The following is an 18154-nucleotide window of genomic DNA, read 5'->3' on the forward strand; positions in this document are numbered from 1 at the left end:
CGCCGCGGTCAGGGCCTATCATTTCATTTTAACATTTGGCTCGCGTGACCACAGGCGTAGCTTGCCCAGTGCCGCAATAAAGGTCGCAACATCCTTGCCGTCGGATAATAGGATCACCCCTTCATCAAGGTCGCCGGCAATACCGGCCTTATCGAATAAAGGCAGGGCGGCGTCGTTGTGACCGATGAATTTGCAGTGTGCGAAAGCATCGGCGACGAAATCCCTGGCCGTGGATTCTTTGACAAGAGCGGCCGCACCTTCAGGGGAAGGCAATATGGCCACTGCATCATACAACACCGATGGCCCACCATCGATCATCTGGTCACCTTTTATCAGCGTACCATCGTTGCCGCGAACTCCCCCAACGACGGGGGTAATAATTTCAAACACCGCTTTCTCGGCGACAATGGCCTCTTGCAGTTCCTTGACGACTGCCGCATCGAATCCGTCCGTCAACAGAATGCCGAGCTTTCGTCCCTCGAACCGCCTCGGACCTCGTTCCACGATGCTTAGCGCCGGGGAGGGGTCGAGATCCTGCCTGGTGGGAATGGCGGCGTCCGCGGCCTGTGGCATGGTTTCAAGTCCAAGCCCTTGGGCAACTTTGCTTGCCAACGAATCGTCGATATTGAGAAGATGCGAGACGACACGTTCGCGGATTACCGGGGTTTTGACCTTGCTGAGTTCAAACGTCAGGGCCGCGGCGATATGTTTCTGCTCGGGCAGGGTCTGACTGATGAAAAACTGTCGCGCCTGGCTATAGTGATCTGCAAAGGACTCGGCCCTCAGCCTGATCTTCTGACCAGATTCTCCATCAGCAAATGACCGGAAGCCTCGCGCCGGCGACTCGCGCGGACCTACTCCCCACGAGTTTGGTTGGTAATTGACGCGGCCCGTCGGATTGCGCATGGCCATGTGACCGTCCTGCTGGAAATTATTGAACGGGCATTTGGGCGCATTGATTGGAATATGCGTGAAATTTGGTCCGCCAAGACGCTTTATTTGCGTATCGAGATAGGAGAAATTCCGACCCTGCAGCAACGGATCATTGGAAAAATCGATCCCTGGGGGAACGTTCTGCGTCATGAACGCAACTTGTTCGGTCTCGGCAAAGAAGTTGTCAGGCATTCTATCGAGCACGAGACGGCCAACGGGTATCGGCGGCAGAATCTCTTCAGGTATTATCTTTGTCGCATCCAAAATGTCGAAGTCGAAAGCATCGGCAAAATCCTGGTCAAAAAGCTGGACCTGAAGTTCCCATTCCGGAAAGGCGCCGGACTGGATGGCGTCCCACAAATCGCGCCGATGGAAATCGGGATCGGCACCATTGATCTTGACCGCCTCATTCCATGCCACCGACTGCAAGCCAAGCTTTGGCTTCCAGTGGAACTTTACGAATGTCGATTCATCATTGGCGTTCACCAGGCGGAAGGTATGAACACCGAAGCCTTCCATGAAACGGAAGGAACGCGGGATGGCCCGATCCGACATCACCCACATGATCATGTGCATGCTTTCCGGCGTCAGGCTGATAAAATCCCAAAAGTTGTCGTGGGCCGACTGGGCCTGCGGAAAACCCCTGTCCGGTTCTTGCTTGACCGCATGAACCATGTCGGGAAACCGGATTGCATCCTGAATGAAGAACACTGGAATATTGTTTCCGACCAAATCCCAGTTGCCCTCCTGCGTATAGAGTTTAACTGCGAACCCGCGCACATCGCGTGCAAGGTCGAATGAACCCTTGTTCCCCGCGACTGTTGAAAATCGAACAAACGCCGGCGTTTTTTCTCCCGGACGTTGAAAGATGTCGGCTCGGGAATATTCCGCCAAAGACAATGTGTCGTATGTCTCGAAATACCCGTGGGCCCCATATCCGCGAGCGTGCACGACGCGTTCGGGGATGCGTTCGTGATCGAAGTGAAAGATCTTTTCGCGAAAATGGAAGTCTTCCAGCAAGGTGGGCCCGCGATCCCCGATCTTCAACGAGTTTTGATCGTCTAGGATGGGTCCCCCCTGGGCTGTGGTCAGTATGGGCGTATCACCGGCGGCTTCCTGATGAAGTTCGCCGCCCGCGCCCCGCCGCAGCTTTTGATCGTGGATCGTGGCTTCGTTTTTGGGATTGGATTTGTTGGTCTTTGACATGTGTGTTCCTTGGATTGCCTGCTTGATCGGCAAAGTATTTTTAGGATTTTACTTTGATGACTTCTTTGTTTTTGCCGATCCCAAGGTGTCGGAGAGAGCATCCAGATCGGCATCGGTCTCGATTTCCTCCTGCAACGTGGCGTGGAGTAAATCGGCCGCATCGGTTAGACCCAGCAGCATCGCGAGCTTTTTCAAAGCGCCGTATCGGGCCATTTCATGATGCTCGACTGCTTGAGCTCCGGCAGCGAGCCCGAGGTCCAGTGCAGCACTGTCCTTGTATTCGGCGATAATCTGCTTGCCTTCCTCGATAAGCGCGTCAATCGCAGGGCAGGTTTTACCTTTTGCGGGTTTGCCGGATAATTCAAAAACTTGATCAAGACGATCAACGTGAACCTGCGTTTGATCGTAGTGCTTTTGAAACGCCGCGCTAAGTTCCTGGGATTTTGCAGCAGCTGACATTGTTGGCAGCGCTTGGAGGATTTTCCGCTCAGCGTAGTAAATTTCTTTTAATCCGTCGTAATATAGGTCTTCCAGTATCTTGGATTGCATCATTTCACCTCTCCTGTTGTAGTTACTTAACAGGTGGGTCGGGCTCTTGTTCCGCAGCAGACAAGTTTAGATCTGACTTAATTTTCCGAGGGACATTCGAGCGCAGCGCCAGGTTGCCACCTGCACTGCGGTAGCGGCGGTGGCCCTCCTTGTGGAACCGACCGTCCGAGTTCAACCCCAGCCTCCAAGGCTCGCTTAAGCGCGGGCGCTGAACTTGGGTCAGATAACCTTGAATGAGCCGCCCACAACGTGAATGACCTGATCGTCGTTAAGACCGAGACACATTGTGCCGTTGCCTTCGAAGGCTTTGTAGGTCTTCTGAACCAAGGCGCTGAAGCTGGGATGATCCATATGCGGCAGGATCGAAAAATTGACCAGATTGAGGCCGATATCGTTGGTTTCCTCCGCCTTTGAGCGGTCATCCAGCGCGTCGGCATAACTGATTTCCGGTGTCGCAACGATCGAGCCGGCGCTAGAGCCGATATAGACCAGTCCTTCGCTAATACGCACCCGCACATGGTCAAAGAAGCCGCTTTTGCGCATATGATGCAGAAGATAGAATGTGTTTCCTCCGCTCATGTAGACTGCGCTGACCGTATTCAGTGCAGCCTTCACCTCGTCCGGGGTCTTGCCGACGAGGTCGTAGTCAATGACCTCGAAGCCCATTTCTTCAAAGGGGCGATAGTGGCTCTCATAGTCCGGCTTCCATCCTTCGCCGTATGCCGCCGTCGGAACGATCATGATTTTTGTGCCCGCAAATCTGTCTGCGAGGATCGTTCGGATCTTCGGAAAACCCGACGTGAGTTCAGAGGCCAGCAGTAATTCCTGTGCTTTCATGAAGTCTAACAAAACTGATTGTTCTTGGAGGAGCAACCCGTTTCGCTCGACATCAGCTTCTCCGATCAGCGATTGAGCACAACTTTGATGCAGCCGTCCTTCTTGTCGTGGAACGTTTTGCTTTCCTGTGACCGAATTCCGTCAATCTGGCGGAGACTAAAATTGGAGGGTGGCGATAGTGACACCGCCCGACCCAAGTCGATCAGACGATGATGCCGTACGGTTTCGGACAAAACGTAAGTGTCCGGAACATCTTGAGAGTCTCCCAGTTTGCTTTCCTCGTGGCTGAAAGCGCGCAATGGGAGAGGTTGAATGACATCCATGATCGTTATCAGTGACTTTCTGGATGACAGCCGGCCTAACCAACAGCACTCCAAGGAATACCATCTGAACAAATGGCAGGACCGTCACGGCTCTGCCCCGTCCTTGTCTGTAAAGCCTCGGGTTATGGATGTGCAGGGCGGGTATCTGCAACGGCTCCCGCTGGCTTGCATCAACGCCGGCATCGTCGAGCGTGCCGAGATTTGGCATCATACCCGCTCGGAAGGCAACCATGAGCTGTCGCCCACTGATCATGAATTGATCCGCCGATCGTTTCAACTCAGCGGCGAGGGCGCGCCTTACGTGTCGGACGACATGCTGGCGTTTCTCGAGGTCTTTGGACCGCCAGATATTCTCGTCGTTCTCGGACTTGGGGTATGCGAAGACGTTCTGGAAGCCTGCGCCGCGAGCTTCAAAATCTACAACTCGATCGACGCTCCGGCTCTCCGTGTACCCGAGGCCGTTAGCCGGCACTTCGACCTGGTCCTGACGGGAGCGGAATGGCAGTCGGAAGATGTGGCGCGCCGGCATCCGGACATGGAAACGGCAATAATGCCGATCGGACCGGAGTTTGCTTCCGATACCACGTTTTTTCCAACTGGCGCAGATAAGCTTTACGACATCATTTATGTAGCTGCCGCACAGGCTTACAAGCGTCACGACATCCTTTTTAACGCCCTTGCCAGACTACCGCGCACGCTCCGTACATTGTGTGTGTTCGGCTACGGGGAAGATGCAGAAAAATTACAAGATCAGGCAGCGGCCCTCGGCATTGATGTCGACTTTATAGGCCCGCCCGGCGTCTCGATCGAAGCAGTCAACGGCCTTATGAACAGCGCCCGGATCGGCGTGGTTTGCGGGGTCGATGACGGCGCTCCAGCAATCCTGACCGAGTATATGCTGGCGGGTCTTCCAGTTTTGGCCAATGAGGAACTGTGCTGCGGAACGCAATACATCACGCCGCGCACCGGGGAACTGGCGTCAGCCGAGCGCTTCCATCTGGCCATAACGGAAATCCTGGGCCGCGCCGAACAATTTTCACCGAGGAGCGAGGTGCAGAATAACTGGACTTGGCAACACACGGTCGAGCGGTTGCGAGGGCTTATCGCTTCTCACAGAAAGTTTCACTCCGACAGGAACATTGAAAGCAAGCGGTCGTTAGGCCTAGACAACCAACAGGAGCGAATATGCTTTGGTCCAATGTGAACCGTCAATTTTCCGCCGACATGTTGCCGGTTCTGGAAGGCCCGATAATCTGCTTTTCACACTTGCGATGGGACTCGGTTCGTCAGCGCCCCCAGCATTTGATGGAGCGGTTCGCCAACCAACGGCAGGTGTTTTTCTTCGAAGAATACATACCCACCGATCATCACCTGGCATATTTCGAGATCCATAGTTTTGACGACTCTCCGATAAAGTCGATCCGGCCCCGCATACCCGGAGAATGGGACAATGCCCGGCGCGAAGCGGCATTGGCGAAAGTACTCGACGAGATGATTCTGCTTCTGTGTTCGGCCAAACCCATCCTTTGGTTCTATACGCCGATGATGTTTGCATTCGCCCGGCACGTTGACAGTGCTGCAATCGTTTATGATTGCATGGATGAGTTGGCGAGCTTCAAGTTTGCCCCCTCTGAACTCAAGCATATGGAGCGTTTGCTTATAGGCCACGCTGATGTCGTTTTCACCGGCGGATTTAGCCTTTACGAGTCAAAACGACTTCTCCATGAAAACATTCATCCCTTCCCATCGGGGGTTGAAACAGATCACTTCAAGGCGGCACGAAATCCTCTCCCCACTCCCGTTGACCAGGCGGTTATTGGAGGCCCCCGACTTGGATTTTACGGGGTTATCGACGAACGGCTTGATCTTGAACTGATTGCCTTTGCAGCGCGAGAGCTTCCCGAGTGCTCCTTTGTTTTCGTAGGTCCCGTCGCCAAGATCGACAAAGCTGATCTGCCCGTTGCGCCGAACATCCATTATCTCGGGCAGAAGGATTATGCTGAGTTGCCCGCTTACTTGGCGGGGTGGGATGTGGCCCTCATGCCATTTGCTCTCAATGAATCGACGCGGTTCATCAGCCCCACCAAGACGCCCGAATATCTTGCCTCAGGCCGGCCGGTCGTCAGCACGAAAATAACCGACGTAGTTCGTCATTACGGCGATGTCGACGGCGTCCTTACCGCCGCGACACCGAGCGAATTCGTGGCCGCCTGCCGCAAAGCTCTCAAGTTGCCGAAAGGCGACGCGAGGCGGATTGCCGCGATCGATGCACGTCTGGGCGAGATGTCATGGGACAGTATCCAGCAACGTATGCAGGCCATCGTAGAGGAGGCAATTGAGCACAGAGGACACCCGCTTGGCAGAGAGAAACTCCGCGGCAATCGGGTCTTCTCGATAGCAAATCCGGCCAAGCCCCCTTTTGACTATCTGATAGTGGGTGCGGGGTTTGCTGGCTCAGTGTTGGCCGAAAGGCTGGCGTCAGCCGGCCACCAAGTGCTCATTTCGGATCGCCGGTCTCACGTCGGCGGCAACGCCTACGACTACTACAATGAAGACGGCCTTCTCGTTCACAAATACGGGCCTCATATATTTCACACAAACAGCGAAGAAATATTCCACTATCTTTCGCGGTTCACACAATGGCGAGCTTATGAACATCGCGTGCTTTCCAATGTGAAAGGCCAATTGTTACCGGTTCCTATCAACCGCACCACGCTCAATCGGCTTTATGATTTGCGCCTTTCATCCGACGCGGAAACCGCCGCTTTTCTCCTGAGCAAGGCGCAAGCTATAGAGACGATCCAAACGGCCAAAGACGTTGTGCGGGCTCAAGTCGGCGACGAACTCTATGAACTGTTTTTTGAGGGCTATACCCGCAAACAATGGGGCTTCGACCCATCGGAACTTGATAAATCGGTCACCGCCCGCATTCCGACGCGCACCAACGACGACGATCGTTATTTCCTCGATACGTTTCAGGTAATGCCTCTCCACGGATACACACGAATGTTCGAAAATATGCTCGACCGTCCAGGAATTACGATTGAGCTCTCCACCGATTTTGAACAGTTGAGGGATCTGCGTCTGGCAAGCCATACGATATTTACGGGGCCGATCGACGAATACTTCAACTTTCGTTTGGGGAAACTTCCATACCGCAGCCTGAATTTCCTTCACGAGACAATTGACAAAGAACGGTTTCAAGATGCGGCCGTGATCAACTTTCCGTCCGAAGACATCCCCTATACGCGGATAACCGAATACAAGTATCTCACCGGCCAGTCACATCCGAAGACCAGTATCTGTTACGAAACGCCTTGCGCAGATGGTGATCCCTACTATCCGATCCCACGTCCTGAAAACCAGGCGATCTATAAGCAATATGAAGCGTTAGCCAAGCAACAATCCGATGTAAGCTTTGTCGGCAGGCTCGGAACGTACAAATACTACAATATGGATCAGGTCGTTGGTCAGGCGTTGGCCACTTTCAAACGCTTGATGCAGCAGGCCGGACATGTAGACCAGATGCGAAGCGCTGATCAGGCATCGAATGCTTGATTGCGCGAAAGCCCACATCGTCCTCGCGACAGATAGTCTTGATCCGTCGGGCATGGGCGAGCACATGCTGGCATTGGGTCGCGCTTTGTCGGATCGTTTCAAAATGACGCTGGCGCTGCCGGGCTTATCCCGCGGCAGGCCGATGATGGCCCGTGCAAAGCGATACGGCATGGCGGTAAAAGTCCTTGATCGCGACTTTTCCGCCTGGCTGTCGGGGGCTGACGTCGACCTGCTTCATGTTCACGCCGGCATCGGTTGGGAGGGACACGATCTTGCCCGCTCGGCCCTTGCCATTGGATTGCCGGTGATCCGTACGGAACACCTGCCGTATGTCCTTACGGATGACGAACAAAAAGAACGCTACTTTGAGGGAATAGCCAATATCGACCAAATCGTTGTCGTTTCAAAAGCGTCGGAGCAAAGCTACCGCGAAAACGGCATAGCGGGCCTCAAACTGACGACGGTGTTCAACGGCGTTTATCCGCTTGAGACGACGAGACCGCCCAAAAGCATAGTTGAAGATCTCGAACTTGAAGGGGCGCGGGTGCTGCTGACAACGGCAAGATTCACGCAGCAGAAAAATCATGCAATTTTGATGGAGGCGCTCCCGGCGATTGTTCGCAACCATCCTGATGTACTCCTTCTCGCGGCGGGCGAGGGGCCGCAGCTCGACGCGATACGCTCGCTCGCTGACAATCTGGGTCTAAGCAAGCATGTGCGTTTCCTTGGCCAGCGCAGCGACATCGGCAATCTGATGAGCATTGCTGAGTTTTTTGTTTTGCCTTCGCTTTTCGAAGGGCTGCCCCTCGTTCTGCTTGAAGCGATGGCAGCCGGGGTTCCGGTCGTTGCCTCGAAAGTAGGTGGGAATTGCGACGCTCTTGGAGAAGATCATCCTTTCTACTTTTGCCCGACTGACGCAGTTGGGCTTGGCGAGATGGTGTGTTTTGCCCTGTCCCGTCCGGACCTTGGTGAAACGACCGCCAAGGCAGCACGACGCCGGTACCGCGCGCAGTTCAGCGCAGAGCGCATGGCGGCCGAAACAGCAAGCATCTACTTGCGGCATCTGCCCCAAGGGTCCCCAATCCGGAGAAAGACAACCATGGAAACTGTTCGCATCGGGTTCATAGGCGCCGGCGGAATTGCCCGACGGCACCTTGATATCATCGCCGGTTTCGATGACGTGCAATTGGTAGGACTCGCGGACCCCGATCTGGAACGGGCCAACAGCGCCGCTAGTGTCTTTGGTATGCGTGGCTTTACTGACGCGCTGGCAATGCTGGCGGAATGCGAGATCGATGCCGCATTTGTCTGTGTTCCGCCCTTTGCGCATGGCGATATCGAGCGGGAGCTTGCAGAGCGCAGAATTCCATTCTTTGTCGAAAAGCCACTGTCACTCGACATTGAGACCGCTGAAGAAGTCGCTTGCCTTGCCGAAGACCTTGTCACCGCGGTCGGCTATCACTGGAGATATCTTGATACAGTGGAAGAAGCACGCAACCTGCTGATTAGTAACCCGGCGCAACTGGTGGCAGGCTATTGGCTAGATCAGACGCCTCCGCCGCGCTGGTGGTGGAAACAAGCTGCAGCGGGCGGACAGATTGTCGAACAAGCCACCCATATCATCGACCTTGCCCGCTATCTCGTGGGTGATATCACCGAGGTTTCGGGGCTATCCAACCACCTCGAAAGGGCCGACTTCCCTGGTCTCGATGTGGCGACTGCCTCGGTCTCAAATCTCAGGTTCGCAACCGGGGCCGTTGGAACCATAAGTTCGACATGCCTGTTGCGTTGGGGCCACCGCATCGGGCTGCACCTCTTCGCAGACGGACTGGCAATCGAATTGTCCGAGCGCGACATCATGGTTGATGTTGGAGCCGGACGCCCCTCCCGAACCGCTGGGGGAGACCCAGTATTGCTGCAGGATCGCCACTTCATCGACGCAGTAAAAGGAAGACCCAACAATATTCGCTGCCGATACCGGGATGCACTTCAAACCCATCGTGTGGCGCTTGCAATAAGCGATTCGATGCGCACCTGCCAAACCGTAACGATTTAGCCGGAGAACGAACGCAATGTCGTACCGTCGGTCCATTCGCTCTTTGGGTATCGAAGCCCCGGAACGCGCCTACTACTTCGAATATGAGGAAGAACCGCCAAATGGCGAACAGCTTCAGCTTGATACGCTCTTCAGTGGCCTTTCAGCGGGGACCGAGCTCACGTTTCTGAAAAACACCAACCCATTCTTCCACAGCCGCTTTGATGCCGACCGGGGCGCCTTTATCTGCGGCGAGCCCGCTTTGCGCTATCCAGTTCCCTTCCTTGGATATATGGAGGTCGCTCGCATTTCCCGTTCGCAAGCGCCTGATTTTACGGAAGGTGACATTGTCGCCACAACGTACGGCCACAAATCCGGACATATCGCCAATCCGGATTCGGAATTATTGGTAAAGCTTCCGGATAGTCTCGAGCCAATACTTGGAATCTTCGTTGCCCAAATGGGGCCAATAGCCGCCAACGGCATCCTGCATGCCGATGCCGAGACCGCAGGGCAAGATATCGCCCGACTGGGACAAGGCATCGAGGGGCGTCCAGTCATCGTAATGGGAGCCGGCACGGTCGGCTTGATGACTGCGCTCTTCGCCCGCCATTGCCACGCGGCCGATATCATCGTTGCCGATCCTTCACCGTTTCGGAGGGCGAAGGCTGAGGCGATGGGATTTGAGGCAATGAGCGAAGAACAGGTGTCTGCACACGCCAAACGATCGTGGCACCATGGCGGCTGCGAAAGAGGCGCCGACTTCGTCTTTCAAACGCGCGCCCATTCAAAAAGCCTCGATACTGCATTGAAAGCCCTGCGCCCGCAGGGAACTGTTATAGATCTTGCATTTTACCAAAATGGCGCGAAAGCCTTGCGCCTCGGAGAAGAATTTCACCACAACGGCCTCAATATACGATGTGCGCAGATCAATCGCGTCCCCCGGGGCTTGTCGCACCGGTGGGATCGCCGGAGGCTCGCCCGCGAAACCATCGTGATGCTGCAGCGTGAGGGATCGCTGATTTTGGAACATATGATCACCGACATCATCCCATTCGATGACGGCGCAAAGTTTTTGAACGATCTCTCGAGCCGGCGCCGCGACTTCATCCAAGTGGTATTCAAAGCCGATGTCTGACGCGAACGCACCTTCCCCGGTCCGTCTCCTGTTCGTGTTTGCCTGGCTCGTCGTCGGGGGTGAGGAAACTGAAGTGCGCCTTCTTGCGCGCCACCTTGATCCAAAGCGTTATGTTGTAGATGTCGTTGCCTGCTTTCATCGTCCTGGAATGACGGAGCAGACGCGCGACCAGCTTATTGCGGCGGGGATCGACGTCGACACAACACCTTACGAGCTGTCTTTCGAAGACACCGTCGGTTATCTCGCGTCGAAAATCCCGAACTATGACATTGTCATTTCCTGCCAAAATGTTGCCGACATCTATCCTGCGTATGAGCGCTTGCATCTGCGTCCACCGCTGATCGAGCACGGCGGGTTGGTGTCCGAGGCTTTGGCCGGACCCAAACACTTCACAGCGCGGTATGTAGGTGTCTGCCGGTCCATTCGCGATGCTGCTGCGTCGAAGATGCCAAGGCGGCCGCATCACGCTCTCGAGATACCTTCAATGGTTGACCTCCCGGCATTTCGGCCAAGCGTAAGGCCATCTGTCCGCGCGATGTTAAAGCTTGGCGAAGACGATGTCCTGATAGGGTGGGTGGGCCGTCTGGACCGGAAAAAGAAGGTGGAGAACTTCATCGAGGCCGCCGCGATTGTGCATTCGAGTAATTCGAAAACACGCTTCATCGTTGTGGGTGGCCCGGACGCTTTCATGCCGGATTACGAAGTCGAACTCAAACACCTGGCGCGACAACGCGGCCTCGACACGGTTTTGACATTTCTTGGGGATCGCGACGACGTTCCCGACCTGATGGCCGCGATGGATATCTTCGCTTGGCTTTCGACTGGCGAGGGCATGCCGCATGTGATTGCTGAAGCGGGGGCGGCGGCGTTGGCGGTGGTGGCCACTGCGGATAATGGCAGCATTCAACAAATCACGGACGGAACGTCGGGCTATTTCGTGCCGCATGATGACGCGGCGGCGGCTGCGGCAAGAATTCTCATGCTGTCAAATTCGCCGGAAGCGCGGATCAAGACAGGCGCAGCGCTGCGCCGGCGAGTAGAAAGCGAATACAGTGTCGAAGCAGTGGTACCCATGTGGCTCCGGCTGTTTCGAGAAGTCCTCGCCGAGCGACCGTGCGGGATACGCTCGGGTTTATTCGCTTCATTCATGCAGGTAGGCTTCGAGTGTTCTACACACCGCTTGCGCGCTCCCGAAACCGGCATCCCGGGCAAACGTCTTGACCTGATCGCATCGACGGGCCACGACGTGATGGCAGAACAAGATTATAATCTCGTTTCCCGTTACAACATCCGAACGGTCAGGGACGGCTTCCGCTGGCATCTCGTCGAAAATTCGCCGGGACAATACGATTGTTCCAGCGCACTTCCGATGGTTCGGGCCGCAGCGAACGCCGGCACTCAGGTAATATGGGATTTGCTCCATTATGGCTGGCCAGATCACATCGATCCGTGGCGCCCGGAGTTCGTCGGCAAGTTTGCGCGATTTGCAAAAGCTGCCGCCAGTCTCATTCGTGGAGAGAGCGACGAAACCCCGTTTTATTCTCCAATCAACGAGATTTCATTCCTTGCATGGGCCGGGGGAGACGCCGGCTATCTCAATCCATTTGGGACCCGGCGCGGCTTCGAACTCAAGGTTCAACTTGCCCGCGCTGCAATTGCTGCGATGGATGCCATTCTGGAGGTCGATGCACGCGCGCGTTTCGTTCACTGTGACCCCGTGATCAATATCCCTCATGATCCATCGCGTCCCCATGAACGATCTATTGCCGAAGGCCATCGTCAAGCGCAGTTCCAGGCGTGGGACATGTTGTGCGGGCGCGCTTGGCCGCAGCTTGGCGGGGATAACAGATATCTCGATATTATCGGCGTGAATTATTACTCCAACAACCAATGGTTGTATGGGGGCGAAACGATAGACACGGGCCATTCCCGGTATAAGCCGTTTCGATATTTTCTCACCGAGACCTATGCGCGCTATGGACGCCCCATATTTGTTGCGGAGACTGGAATAGAAGGAGACCGGCGCGCATCGTGGCTTGCCTATATGGGCGACGAAATAAATGAGGCCATGCGGGCTGGCGTACCCATGGAAGGCATTTGCCTTTATCCGATCATCAATCATCTTGGCTGGGACGACGACAGGCCGTGCGAGAATGGCCTATTTTCTTGGGATCACACGCGAACGGTGCATTTACCGCTCGCCGACGAACTGTCAATTCAGAGCCGTCGTTTTGGGAATTGATGCGAGACGACTCGCATGGCAGCACGGCAACCAGAATACCGGAACTCTGAATGCGCAAATCGCGCGCATGCCGTGATACAATGTGGCGGCCAAGTGTGCGTTGAGGTGGTGGTAAACTCTGAAGGATTTGCGATCGGGGCAGGTACAAAATTTTGTCCCATCTCTGTCATCGGAAAAAGCGGTGACCCCATCTGTTTCTTCCGTTTTTCTTTGCGCACCGTCCGGTGCATCTCTTGCAGCGAGCAAGGAGACGACAGATGACTCATATCAAAATCGAAGACGCAGAAATTATCGTTGTTGGCGGCAGCTCGGGCATGGGGCTGGCGGTGGCGCGGCGGTTGCTTGCAGAAGGAGCGCGTGTGACGATTGCCGGCCGAAGTGGAGAAAAGCTGGCGGCGGCGCAGCGGGATCTCGGTAATCATTCCGGGCTGTCGACCGCGATCCTTGATATATCGCGCGAAGAGGAAATAGCCGCCTTCTTCCTGGATCGCGGTCCAGTTGACCACATCGTCAGCACCGCGGCGGATATCGAGGGCGCCTACCAGCATATGCCGGACTTGCAGATATCGGCGGCGCAACGGGTGGTAGAGAGCAAGCTTTACGGGCCTTTGCTGCTGGCGAAATACGGTGCGCCAAGCCTGCCACCTTCGGGTTCGATCACCTACACATCCGGTGTGGCGGCATATCGGCCGGTAGCGCGCGGTTCGGTCGTTGCAGCCGTCAATGCGGCCCTGGAAGGCTTGGTGCGGGCGCTCGCGGTGGAGCTTGCGCCGGTGCGCATCAATGCCGTGTCGCCCGGATGGGTCGATACGCCTATCTGGAGTTTCGTTGCGGGTGAGGCCAAGCAGGCAACATTGGAGGCGATGGCAAAACGCCTGCCGGCGGGCCGTGTCGGTCAGCCAGAGGATATTGCCGATGCGATCCGTTTCCTAATCGGCAACGGCTTTACTACGGGTTCTATACTGCATGTCGAGGGCGGACATCGACTGATCTGAGCGAACCCAGATCCTGGCTCGCCGCAGCAAGCAGCAGGGACAGCGCCTCCGGCTGGATGCGCCGACGCCGCCAAGCCATGATCAGCGAGGTGGTGGGGGTTGCACCCGGCCAAGGCAGTATCCTGATAGTGCCTTGCTTCGCCTCCGTGCCGAGCGCGAGGCGGGGCACGACGCCATAGCCTGCGCCGGATGCAACGAGCCGCATGATCGTCGCGATACTATCGGCCTGTGTGGCGATCCGCGGCGCCGCGATGCCGGCGTCGGCAAACGCCTGATCGAAGAGGTGGCGGTAGACGCAGCCCGTTTCGGTAGCGATGAAGGGCAGGTGGATGAGATCCTCAAGCTTCTCGGGCGGGGCGGACTTAGAATTACCGCCCGCTATCAACGCCAGTGGTTCGCGCGAAAGCAGGCGCTTGACGAAACGTTCGTCGCGAAGGCCGCGATCGAAAGTGATTGCCATGTCGATCGAGCCTTCTTCGAGTTGGCGCTGCAGTTCACCGCTGCCCCCGATTTTCAGTGTCAGGTCGATATTGGGGTTCACGTGCCGAAAGCGCGAGAGAAAGACGGCGAGCTTTTCGGCCGCAATCGTCTCGAGCGTGCCGATCCTAAGCGCAGATTCCTGTAGTTGCGCGGCGGCGCGAATTGCCGCCTTCGCCTCGTCGTTCAACGCCATGATCTCCTCGGCATAGGCCCTTAGTACCTCACCCGAGGATGTCAGGATTACGCCCAACCGAGAGCGCTCGAAAAGTTGAACGCCCAATTCCGCCTCGAGTGCCTGCATCTGGTCGCTGAGGCTTGATTGCGCAAGGTTCGATTCCTTGGCGGCGCGGGTGAGGTTGCCAAGCCGTGCGACCGTTAGGAAAGTTTTCAGTTGGCGTGGGTTCATTATCTGCTCTGCTTATCGGGAAATTGGTCAATGAGCCTATACGAGCGGTTGTCCGCAGGCGACCGTCTTGCGTGATGAAGGATGTTCTGCTTTTGCGCAAGCGGACTTCACGATGGTGAACCAGATGGGCGGGCACCCAAACGTTGCGAAATGCGGCGTGACTTCGAGCAGCGGAGAGGCTAGGCTCGGATACCATTCGCCACCACGAAGAGCGCGCCACATGCCCCGCTTTCTCGCCGTCTACACCATGAAGCCCGAAGATGTCGCCCGCTTTCGCAGCCTGCCCAAACAGGAGCAGGACGCGATCGATACCGTCGGGTTTAAGCAGTGGACTGACTGGGAGGTGAGAAACGCCGCCTCGTTCCCCGATCGTGGCGGCATGGTCGGCAAGACCACGCGTGTGACAAAGGACGGCATCGCCGGCGCCGTGAATCCGTTCTGCGGCTACATCGTCGTTGAGGCCGAGACTATCGAGGCCGCCGCCCGTCTCTTTGAGAACCACCCGCATTTCACTGTCTTTCCAGGAGACGGCGTGGATATCATGCCCTTCGTCACCGAACCCGCGTCTTAGCCTTCGCCTAGGTCGCATACGTGATGGGAACAAGATGACGCGCAGACGAATTTCACAGGACGTCTAATATGGGTGCGACCTCAAGCCCGAGAACCGTTGGCGTGCGGCAATTCCTTGACCTTGAACAGCAGCGCGACTGGATAGCGGGCAAGATTGACTTGCCAGACACGAGCGACCGCTCGGAGTCCCTGGAACAGCGCTTCAAATATGTCGCCCGCTTTGAGAAGCTCCTTGGTCGCCCGCAAGCAGGGGAAGTACTGGCGCTTCTCGGACTCTACGGTGCAAACTGCATTCCGATACCGCGCAGGACCGAGCGCTACTACTGGTCGGTTTCCTGTCTGCCGTCGACCTCGGACAAGCCGCTCGTACGCGTCAATGCAAGCTGGATGGAGCTTTTCACGCTCTATGCCCACGGCGAAGACATCCGCGCCAGATTCATCGTGCATCTCTCGGATTTCACTACAGATCGTTCGGCCACGCCAAGCCGCGTGGATGAACCATTTCTCGAGCAAAGTGTCTCGATGCCGGAGCATGTCAGTTATTTCTTCCCGCGTGGTGCGGACATTTTTGGCATCAATGTGCACGGCTCTTTCTCGATCCGACAGTTCCTTGCCAGCCGCCGCTTGGTGAGCGCCATTCGCACGTTCAACCTTACGCATATGAACCGGGGGCGGAACGCCTATCAGGCGAGTCATTGTTACAGCGTGGCAGATTACATGCTGGCAGATTGAGGAATTCTCTGATGCGCGCCACCTGAGGCCGGATGCCTAATCTGATATCAGGCGAATGCGTTCAAACCCGGGGAAAGGTTTCGTTGTCACTCCGCGCCTTTAACGCGCCAGATGACGTCGCCCACATCGTCCGCCATCAACACAGCGCCGTCGGCCGCCAGCGCCACTCCGACCGGGCGGCCATAGGAATATTTCTCATCCGGCGACAGGAAATCGGTGAGAATATCTCGTGGCATTCCCACGGGCTTGCCCTTCTCGAAGGCGACGAATGCCAGCTTGTAGCCCGAGAGCTTCGAGCGGTTCCACGATCCGTGCTGACCGATGGCCATGCCCGGCGGAAAGCCCGGCAGTGTGCCCTCGGGTAGCCAGCAAAGACCTAGCGATGCCGTATGACCGCCCAGCGCATAATCGGGCTGCAGCGCCAAGGCCACTTTGGCGGGATCCTGCGGCACCCGATCGTCCACCACCCGGTTCCAATAGCAATAGGGCCAGCCGTAAAACCCGCCGTCGCTCACCGATGTCAGATAGTCAGGCGGCGTTTCATCGCCGAGCCCGTCACGCTCATTGACGACTGTCCAAAGCATCCCTTTCTCGGGCTCCCAGGCCATGCCCACGGGATTGCGCAGTCCACCCGCAAAAATGCGGGACCGCCCCGATGTGAGGTCATATTCGTGAATGCAGGCGCGGTTTTCTTCGGCGGCCATGCCCGCGTCGGCGATATTGCTCAAAGACCCCACGGCCACGTAAAGCTTGGTGCCATCCTTGCTGGCAATCAGATTGCGCGTCCAATGCCCGCCGGGCACCAGATCCATTAGCTTTCTGGATGGTTTGGAGATTCTGGTCGCGCCCGCCTCGTAAGGATAGGCCAGAAGCGCGTCGCTGGCACCGACATAAAGCGTCTCCCCGACGAGCGCGATGCCAAAGGGCTGCCGCACGTTCTCGATATAGGCGTGACTTTCCTCAGCCACCCCGTCGCCGTCGGCATCGCGCAGCAGGGTCACACGGTTGGGGCTGTCGCCGGAAGCGCGCGCCCTCTGCATCGTGGCCGACATGGCATGGTCGAAGAAGGTGCGTGGATTTCCTGTCTCGCCCATGGATTCAGCCACAAGCACATCGCCGTTAGGCAGCACATATATATTGCGGGGATGCACCAGCCCGCGCGCAAAGGCATTGACCTTTAGCCCCGCCGCGGCCGTCGGCTTATGCTCGCCTTCCCAGCCCTTCGCCGTCGGCATCTTCAACGTCGGTATCCTCCCTTGCGGCTTGGCCTCCGGAATGGCCGGCGCTGTGCCATAGACAGGCGCGCGCTCGCCATCCCCAGAATGTCGAATGGCAGCAATGCCTCTGCTGACAAAGGCAATAAACCGGGCGAACGGGGAAGACTCGGCCATGGATCGTCTCTTGTTATGAGGGAGATAAGGGGAGCCCGGACGCTAAAGCCTTTACGCGCCCAGCACTAGAGGGGGCAGAAAAAATATCGAGGTGAGGGAAGAGGTTACGGGAGGAATCGGCAAAGGGGCCGACAGCAGGCCATCTTCATACATGGCCGGAATAATAGGACTGGCACGGGTCAGAACTCGAATCAATCAAATTCCCTACTCGCTATGGAACCTGTATTCGCCGTATCTCTTATGCGCTTAGAGGGACGAGATCATTGACCGACGATGAGGAAAAGCGCCGCAAAAACATAAGAGACCAGGTCTTACAGCGTGGTTTCCAAAATGTTGTGCGCAGTGCGAGTGCCCCGCCTCTTCCAACAAATGGCAGGTTCAAAGAGCTGCTCGAGCGACTCGAAGAAAGCGAAGAGCGTGCAGCCCGGGCGGCTAAACCCCCTCGCGACTAGTATCGCAAAACCGATCTATTCTATCCGAATGATTTGACAATTGGACAGTTCGAAGATGCCGCTACTACCTCCTTACGGTCGAAAGGTGTTTCTGCTCGCGTCACCTATAAAATACTATACACGTCAGAGCTGTGTCTGATATTGCCTGTTGACACCATATAGCTGTCGGCGTTTTTGCGGGCGCGACCGTTCCCAAACGGAAGTGAGCGAAGACATCGGTTTGGCTATCCAATTTCGCTCGTTGGCTGACCCGCTCCTCCGGGAGAAAGTGGTCCGACGACTCCATTATTCTCCCCTCCGGGGGCTC

13 protein-coding genes are annotated in these 18154 nt (G+C 56.3%); 8 read left to right on the top strand and 5 right to left on the bottom strand.

Annotated features, from left to right (window positions below):
* Nucleotides 1-18: 18 nt before the first annotated feature.
* The 3 genes from BR48_RS0120645 to BR48_RS0120655 all read right to left on the bottom strand — a co-directional run bounded on the left by BR48_RS0120645 (nucleotide 19) and on the right by BR48_RS0120655 (nucleotide 3525).
* A complete protein-coding gene (locus tag BR48_RS0120645; protein ID WP_027233048.1) occupies nucleotides 19-2139 on the bottom strand; it encodes a catalase in 2121 nt (706 codons plus the stop codon).
* Nucleotides 2140-2187: 48 nt separating this feature from the next.
* Complete coding sequence (locus BR48_RS0120650; RefSeq protein WP_027233049.1) at nucleotides 2188-2691, bottom strand: DUF892 family protein; 504 nt, start codon at nucleotides 2689-2691, stop codon at nucleotides 2188-2190.
* A gap of 216 nt (nucleotides 2692-2907) precedes the next feature.
* The gene (locus tag BR48_RS0120655) at nucleotides 2908-3525 is read right to left on the bottom strand and encodes a Type 1 glutamine amidotransferase-like domain-containing protein (protein ID WP_027233050.1); all 618 of its coding nucleotides are present in this window, start codon (nucleotides 3523-3525) and stop codon (nucleotides 2908-2910) included.
* 312 nt (nucleotides 3526-3837) lie between these two features.
* Between BR48_RS0120655 and BR48_RS25140 the strand changes: the two genes are divergently transcribed.
* From BR48_RS25140 to BR48_RS0120680, 6 genes are all read left to right on the top strand, one after another.
* Nucleotides 3838-5052, top strand: coding sequence for a glycosyltransferase (locus BR48_RS25140; protein WP_081815972.1), 1215 nt, complete (start codon nucleotides 3838-3840; stop codon nucleotides 5050-5052).
* A gap of 101 nt (nucleotides 5053-5153) precedes the next feature.
* A complete protein-coding gene (gene glf, locus BR48_RS0120665) occupies nucleotides 5154-7406 on the top strand; it encodes a UDP-galactopyranose mutase (RefSeq protein ID WP_155810946.1) in 2253 nt (750 codons plus the stop codon).
* Nucleotides 7399-9462 carry a glycosyltransferase gene (locus BR48_RS26865; protein WP_348625700.1) on the top strand — a complete coding sequence of 688 codons (2064 nt, stop codon included), beginning with the start codon at nucleotides 7399-7401 and terminating at the stop codon, nucleotides 9460-9462. The genes glf and BR48_RS26865 overlap by 8 nt, the downstream gene beginning before the upstream one ends.
* Before the next feature lie 16 nt (nucleotides 9463-9478).
* A complete protein-coding gene (locus tag BR48_RS26870; protein ID WP_348625701.1) occupies nucleotides 9479-10579 on the top strand; it encodes a zinc-binding alcohol dehydrogenase in 1101 nt (366 codons plus the stop codon).
* Nucleotides 10572-12821, top strand: coding sequence for a glycosyltransferase (locus BR48_RS0120675; protein WP_036815152.1), 2250 nt, complete (start codon nucleotides 10572-10574; stop codon nucleotides 12819-12821). The genes BR48_RS26870 and BR48_RS0120675 overlap by 8 nt, the downstream gene beginning before the upstream one ends.
* A gap of 257 nt (nucleotides 12822-13078) precedes the next feature.
* Nucleotides 13079-13816 carry an SDR family oxidoreductase gene (locus BR48_RS0120680; RefSeq protein ID WP_027233053.1) on the top strand — a complete coding sequence of 246 codons (738 nt, stop codon included), beginning with the start codon at nucleotides 13079-13081 and terminating at the stop codon, nucleotides 13814-13816.
* Here the strand turns inward: BR48_RS0120680 and BR48_RS0120685 are convergent.
* The gene (locus tag BR48_RS0120685) at nucleotides 13779-14702 is read right to left on the bottom strand and encodes a LysR family transcriptional regulator (protein WP_027233054.1); all 924 of its coding nucleotides are present in this window, start codon (nucleotides 14700-14702) and stop codon (nucleotides 13779-13781) included. The genes BR48_RS0120680 and BR48_RS0120685 overlap by 38 nt on opposite strands.
* A gap of 220 nt (nucleotides 14703-14922) precedes the next feature.
* Here BR48_RS0120685 and BR48_RS0120690 point away from each other — a divergent pair, with 220 nt between their 5' ends.
* Together BR48_RS0120690 and BR48_RS0120695 are read left to right on the top strand one after the other, a co-directional pair.
* Nucleotides 14923-15273, top strand: coding sequence for a hypothetical protein (locus tag BR48_RS0120690; RefSeq protein ID WP_027233055.1), 351 nt, complete (start codon nucleotides 14923-14925; stop codon nucleotides 15271-15273).
* A gap of 68 nt (nucleotides 15274-15341) precedes the next feature.
* Entirely contained in the window at nucleotides 15342-16004 is a 663-nt protein-coding gene (locus BR48_RS0120695; protein WP_027233056.1) for a hypothetical protein, read from the top strand.
* Nucleotides 16005-16090: 86 nt separating this feature from the next.
* On the opposite strand, the gene BR48_RS0120700 is transcribed toward BR48_RS0120695, so the two are convergent.
* Entirely contained in the window at nucleotides 16091-17395 is a 1305-nt protein-coding gene (locus BR48_RS0120700; protein ID WP_027233057.1) for a sorbosone dehydrogenase family protein, read from the bottom strand.
* Between the last annotated feature and the right edge of the window lie 759 nt (nucleotides 17396-18154).

Origin of the sequence: Phyllobacterium sp. UNC302MFCol5.2, from assembly GCF_000686005.1 — a bacterium.
In the GTDB taxonomy this organism is placed as follows: Bacteria; Pseudomonadota; Alphaproteobacteria; order Rhizobiales; family Rhizobiaceae; genus Phyllobacterium; species Phyllobacterium pellucidum.

Bases quoted from the DNA above. Each gene is read 5' to 3' on its own strand.
- BR48_RS0120655 (WP_027233050.1), bottom strand. From the start codon at position 3,525: ATGAAAGCACAGGAATTACTGCTGGCCTCTGAACTCACGTCGGGTTTT.
- BR48_RS26865 (WP_348625700.1), top strand. From the start codon at position 7,399: ATGCTTGATTGCGCGAAAGCCCACATCGTCCTCGCGACAGATAGTCTT.
- BR48_RS0120675 (WP_036815152.1), top strand. From the start codon at position 10,572: ATGTCTGACGCGAACGCACCTTCCCCGGTCCGTCTCCTGTTCGTGTTT.
- BR48_RS0120695 (WP_027233056.1), top strand. From the start codon at position 15,342: ATGGGTGCGACCTCAAGCCCGAGAACCGTTGGCGTGCGGCAATTCCTT.
- BR48_RS25140 (WP_081815972.1), top strand. From the start codon at position 3,838: ATGACATCCATGATCGTTATCAGTGACTTTCTGGATGACAGCCGGCCT.
- BR48_RS0120685 (WP_027233054.1), bottom strand. From the start codon at position 14,702: ATGAACCCACGCCAACTGAAAACTTTCCTAACGGTCGCACGGCTTGGC.
- BR48_RS0120650 (WP_027233049.1), bottom strand. From the start codon at position 2,691: ATGATGCAATCCAAGATACTGGAAGACCTATATTACGACGGATTAAAA.
- BR48_RS0120645 (WP_027233048.1), bottom strand. From the start codon at position 2,139: ATGTCAAAGACCAACAAATCCAATCCCAAAAACGAAGCCACGATCCAC.
- BR48_RS0120680 (WP_027233053.1), top strand. From the start codon at position 13,079: ATGACTCATATCAAAATCGAAGACGCAGAAATTATCGTTGTTGGCGGC.
- BR48_RS0120700 (WP_027233057.1), bottom strand. From the start codon at position 17,395: ATGGCCGAGTCTTCCCCGTTCGCCCGGTTTATTGCCTTTGTCAGCAGA.
- BR48_RS26870 (WP_348625701.1), top strand. From the start codon at position 9,479: ATGTCGTACCGTCGGTCCATTCGCTCTTTGGGTATCGAAGCCCCGGAA.
- BR48_RS0120690 (WP_027233055.1), top strand. From the start codon at position 14,923: ATGCCCCGCTTTCTCGCCGTCTACACCATGAAGCCCGAAGATGTCGCC.
- glf (WP_155810946.1), top strand. From the start codon at position 5,154: ATGGAGCGGTTCGCCAACCAACGGCAGGTGTTTTTCTTCGAAGAATAC.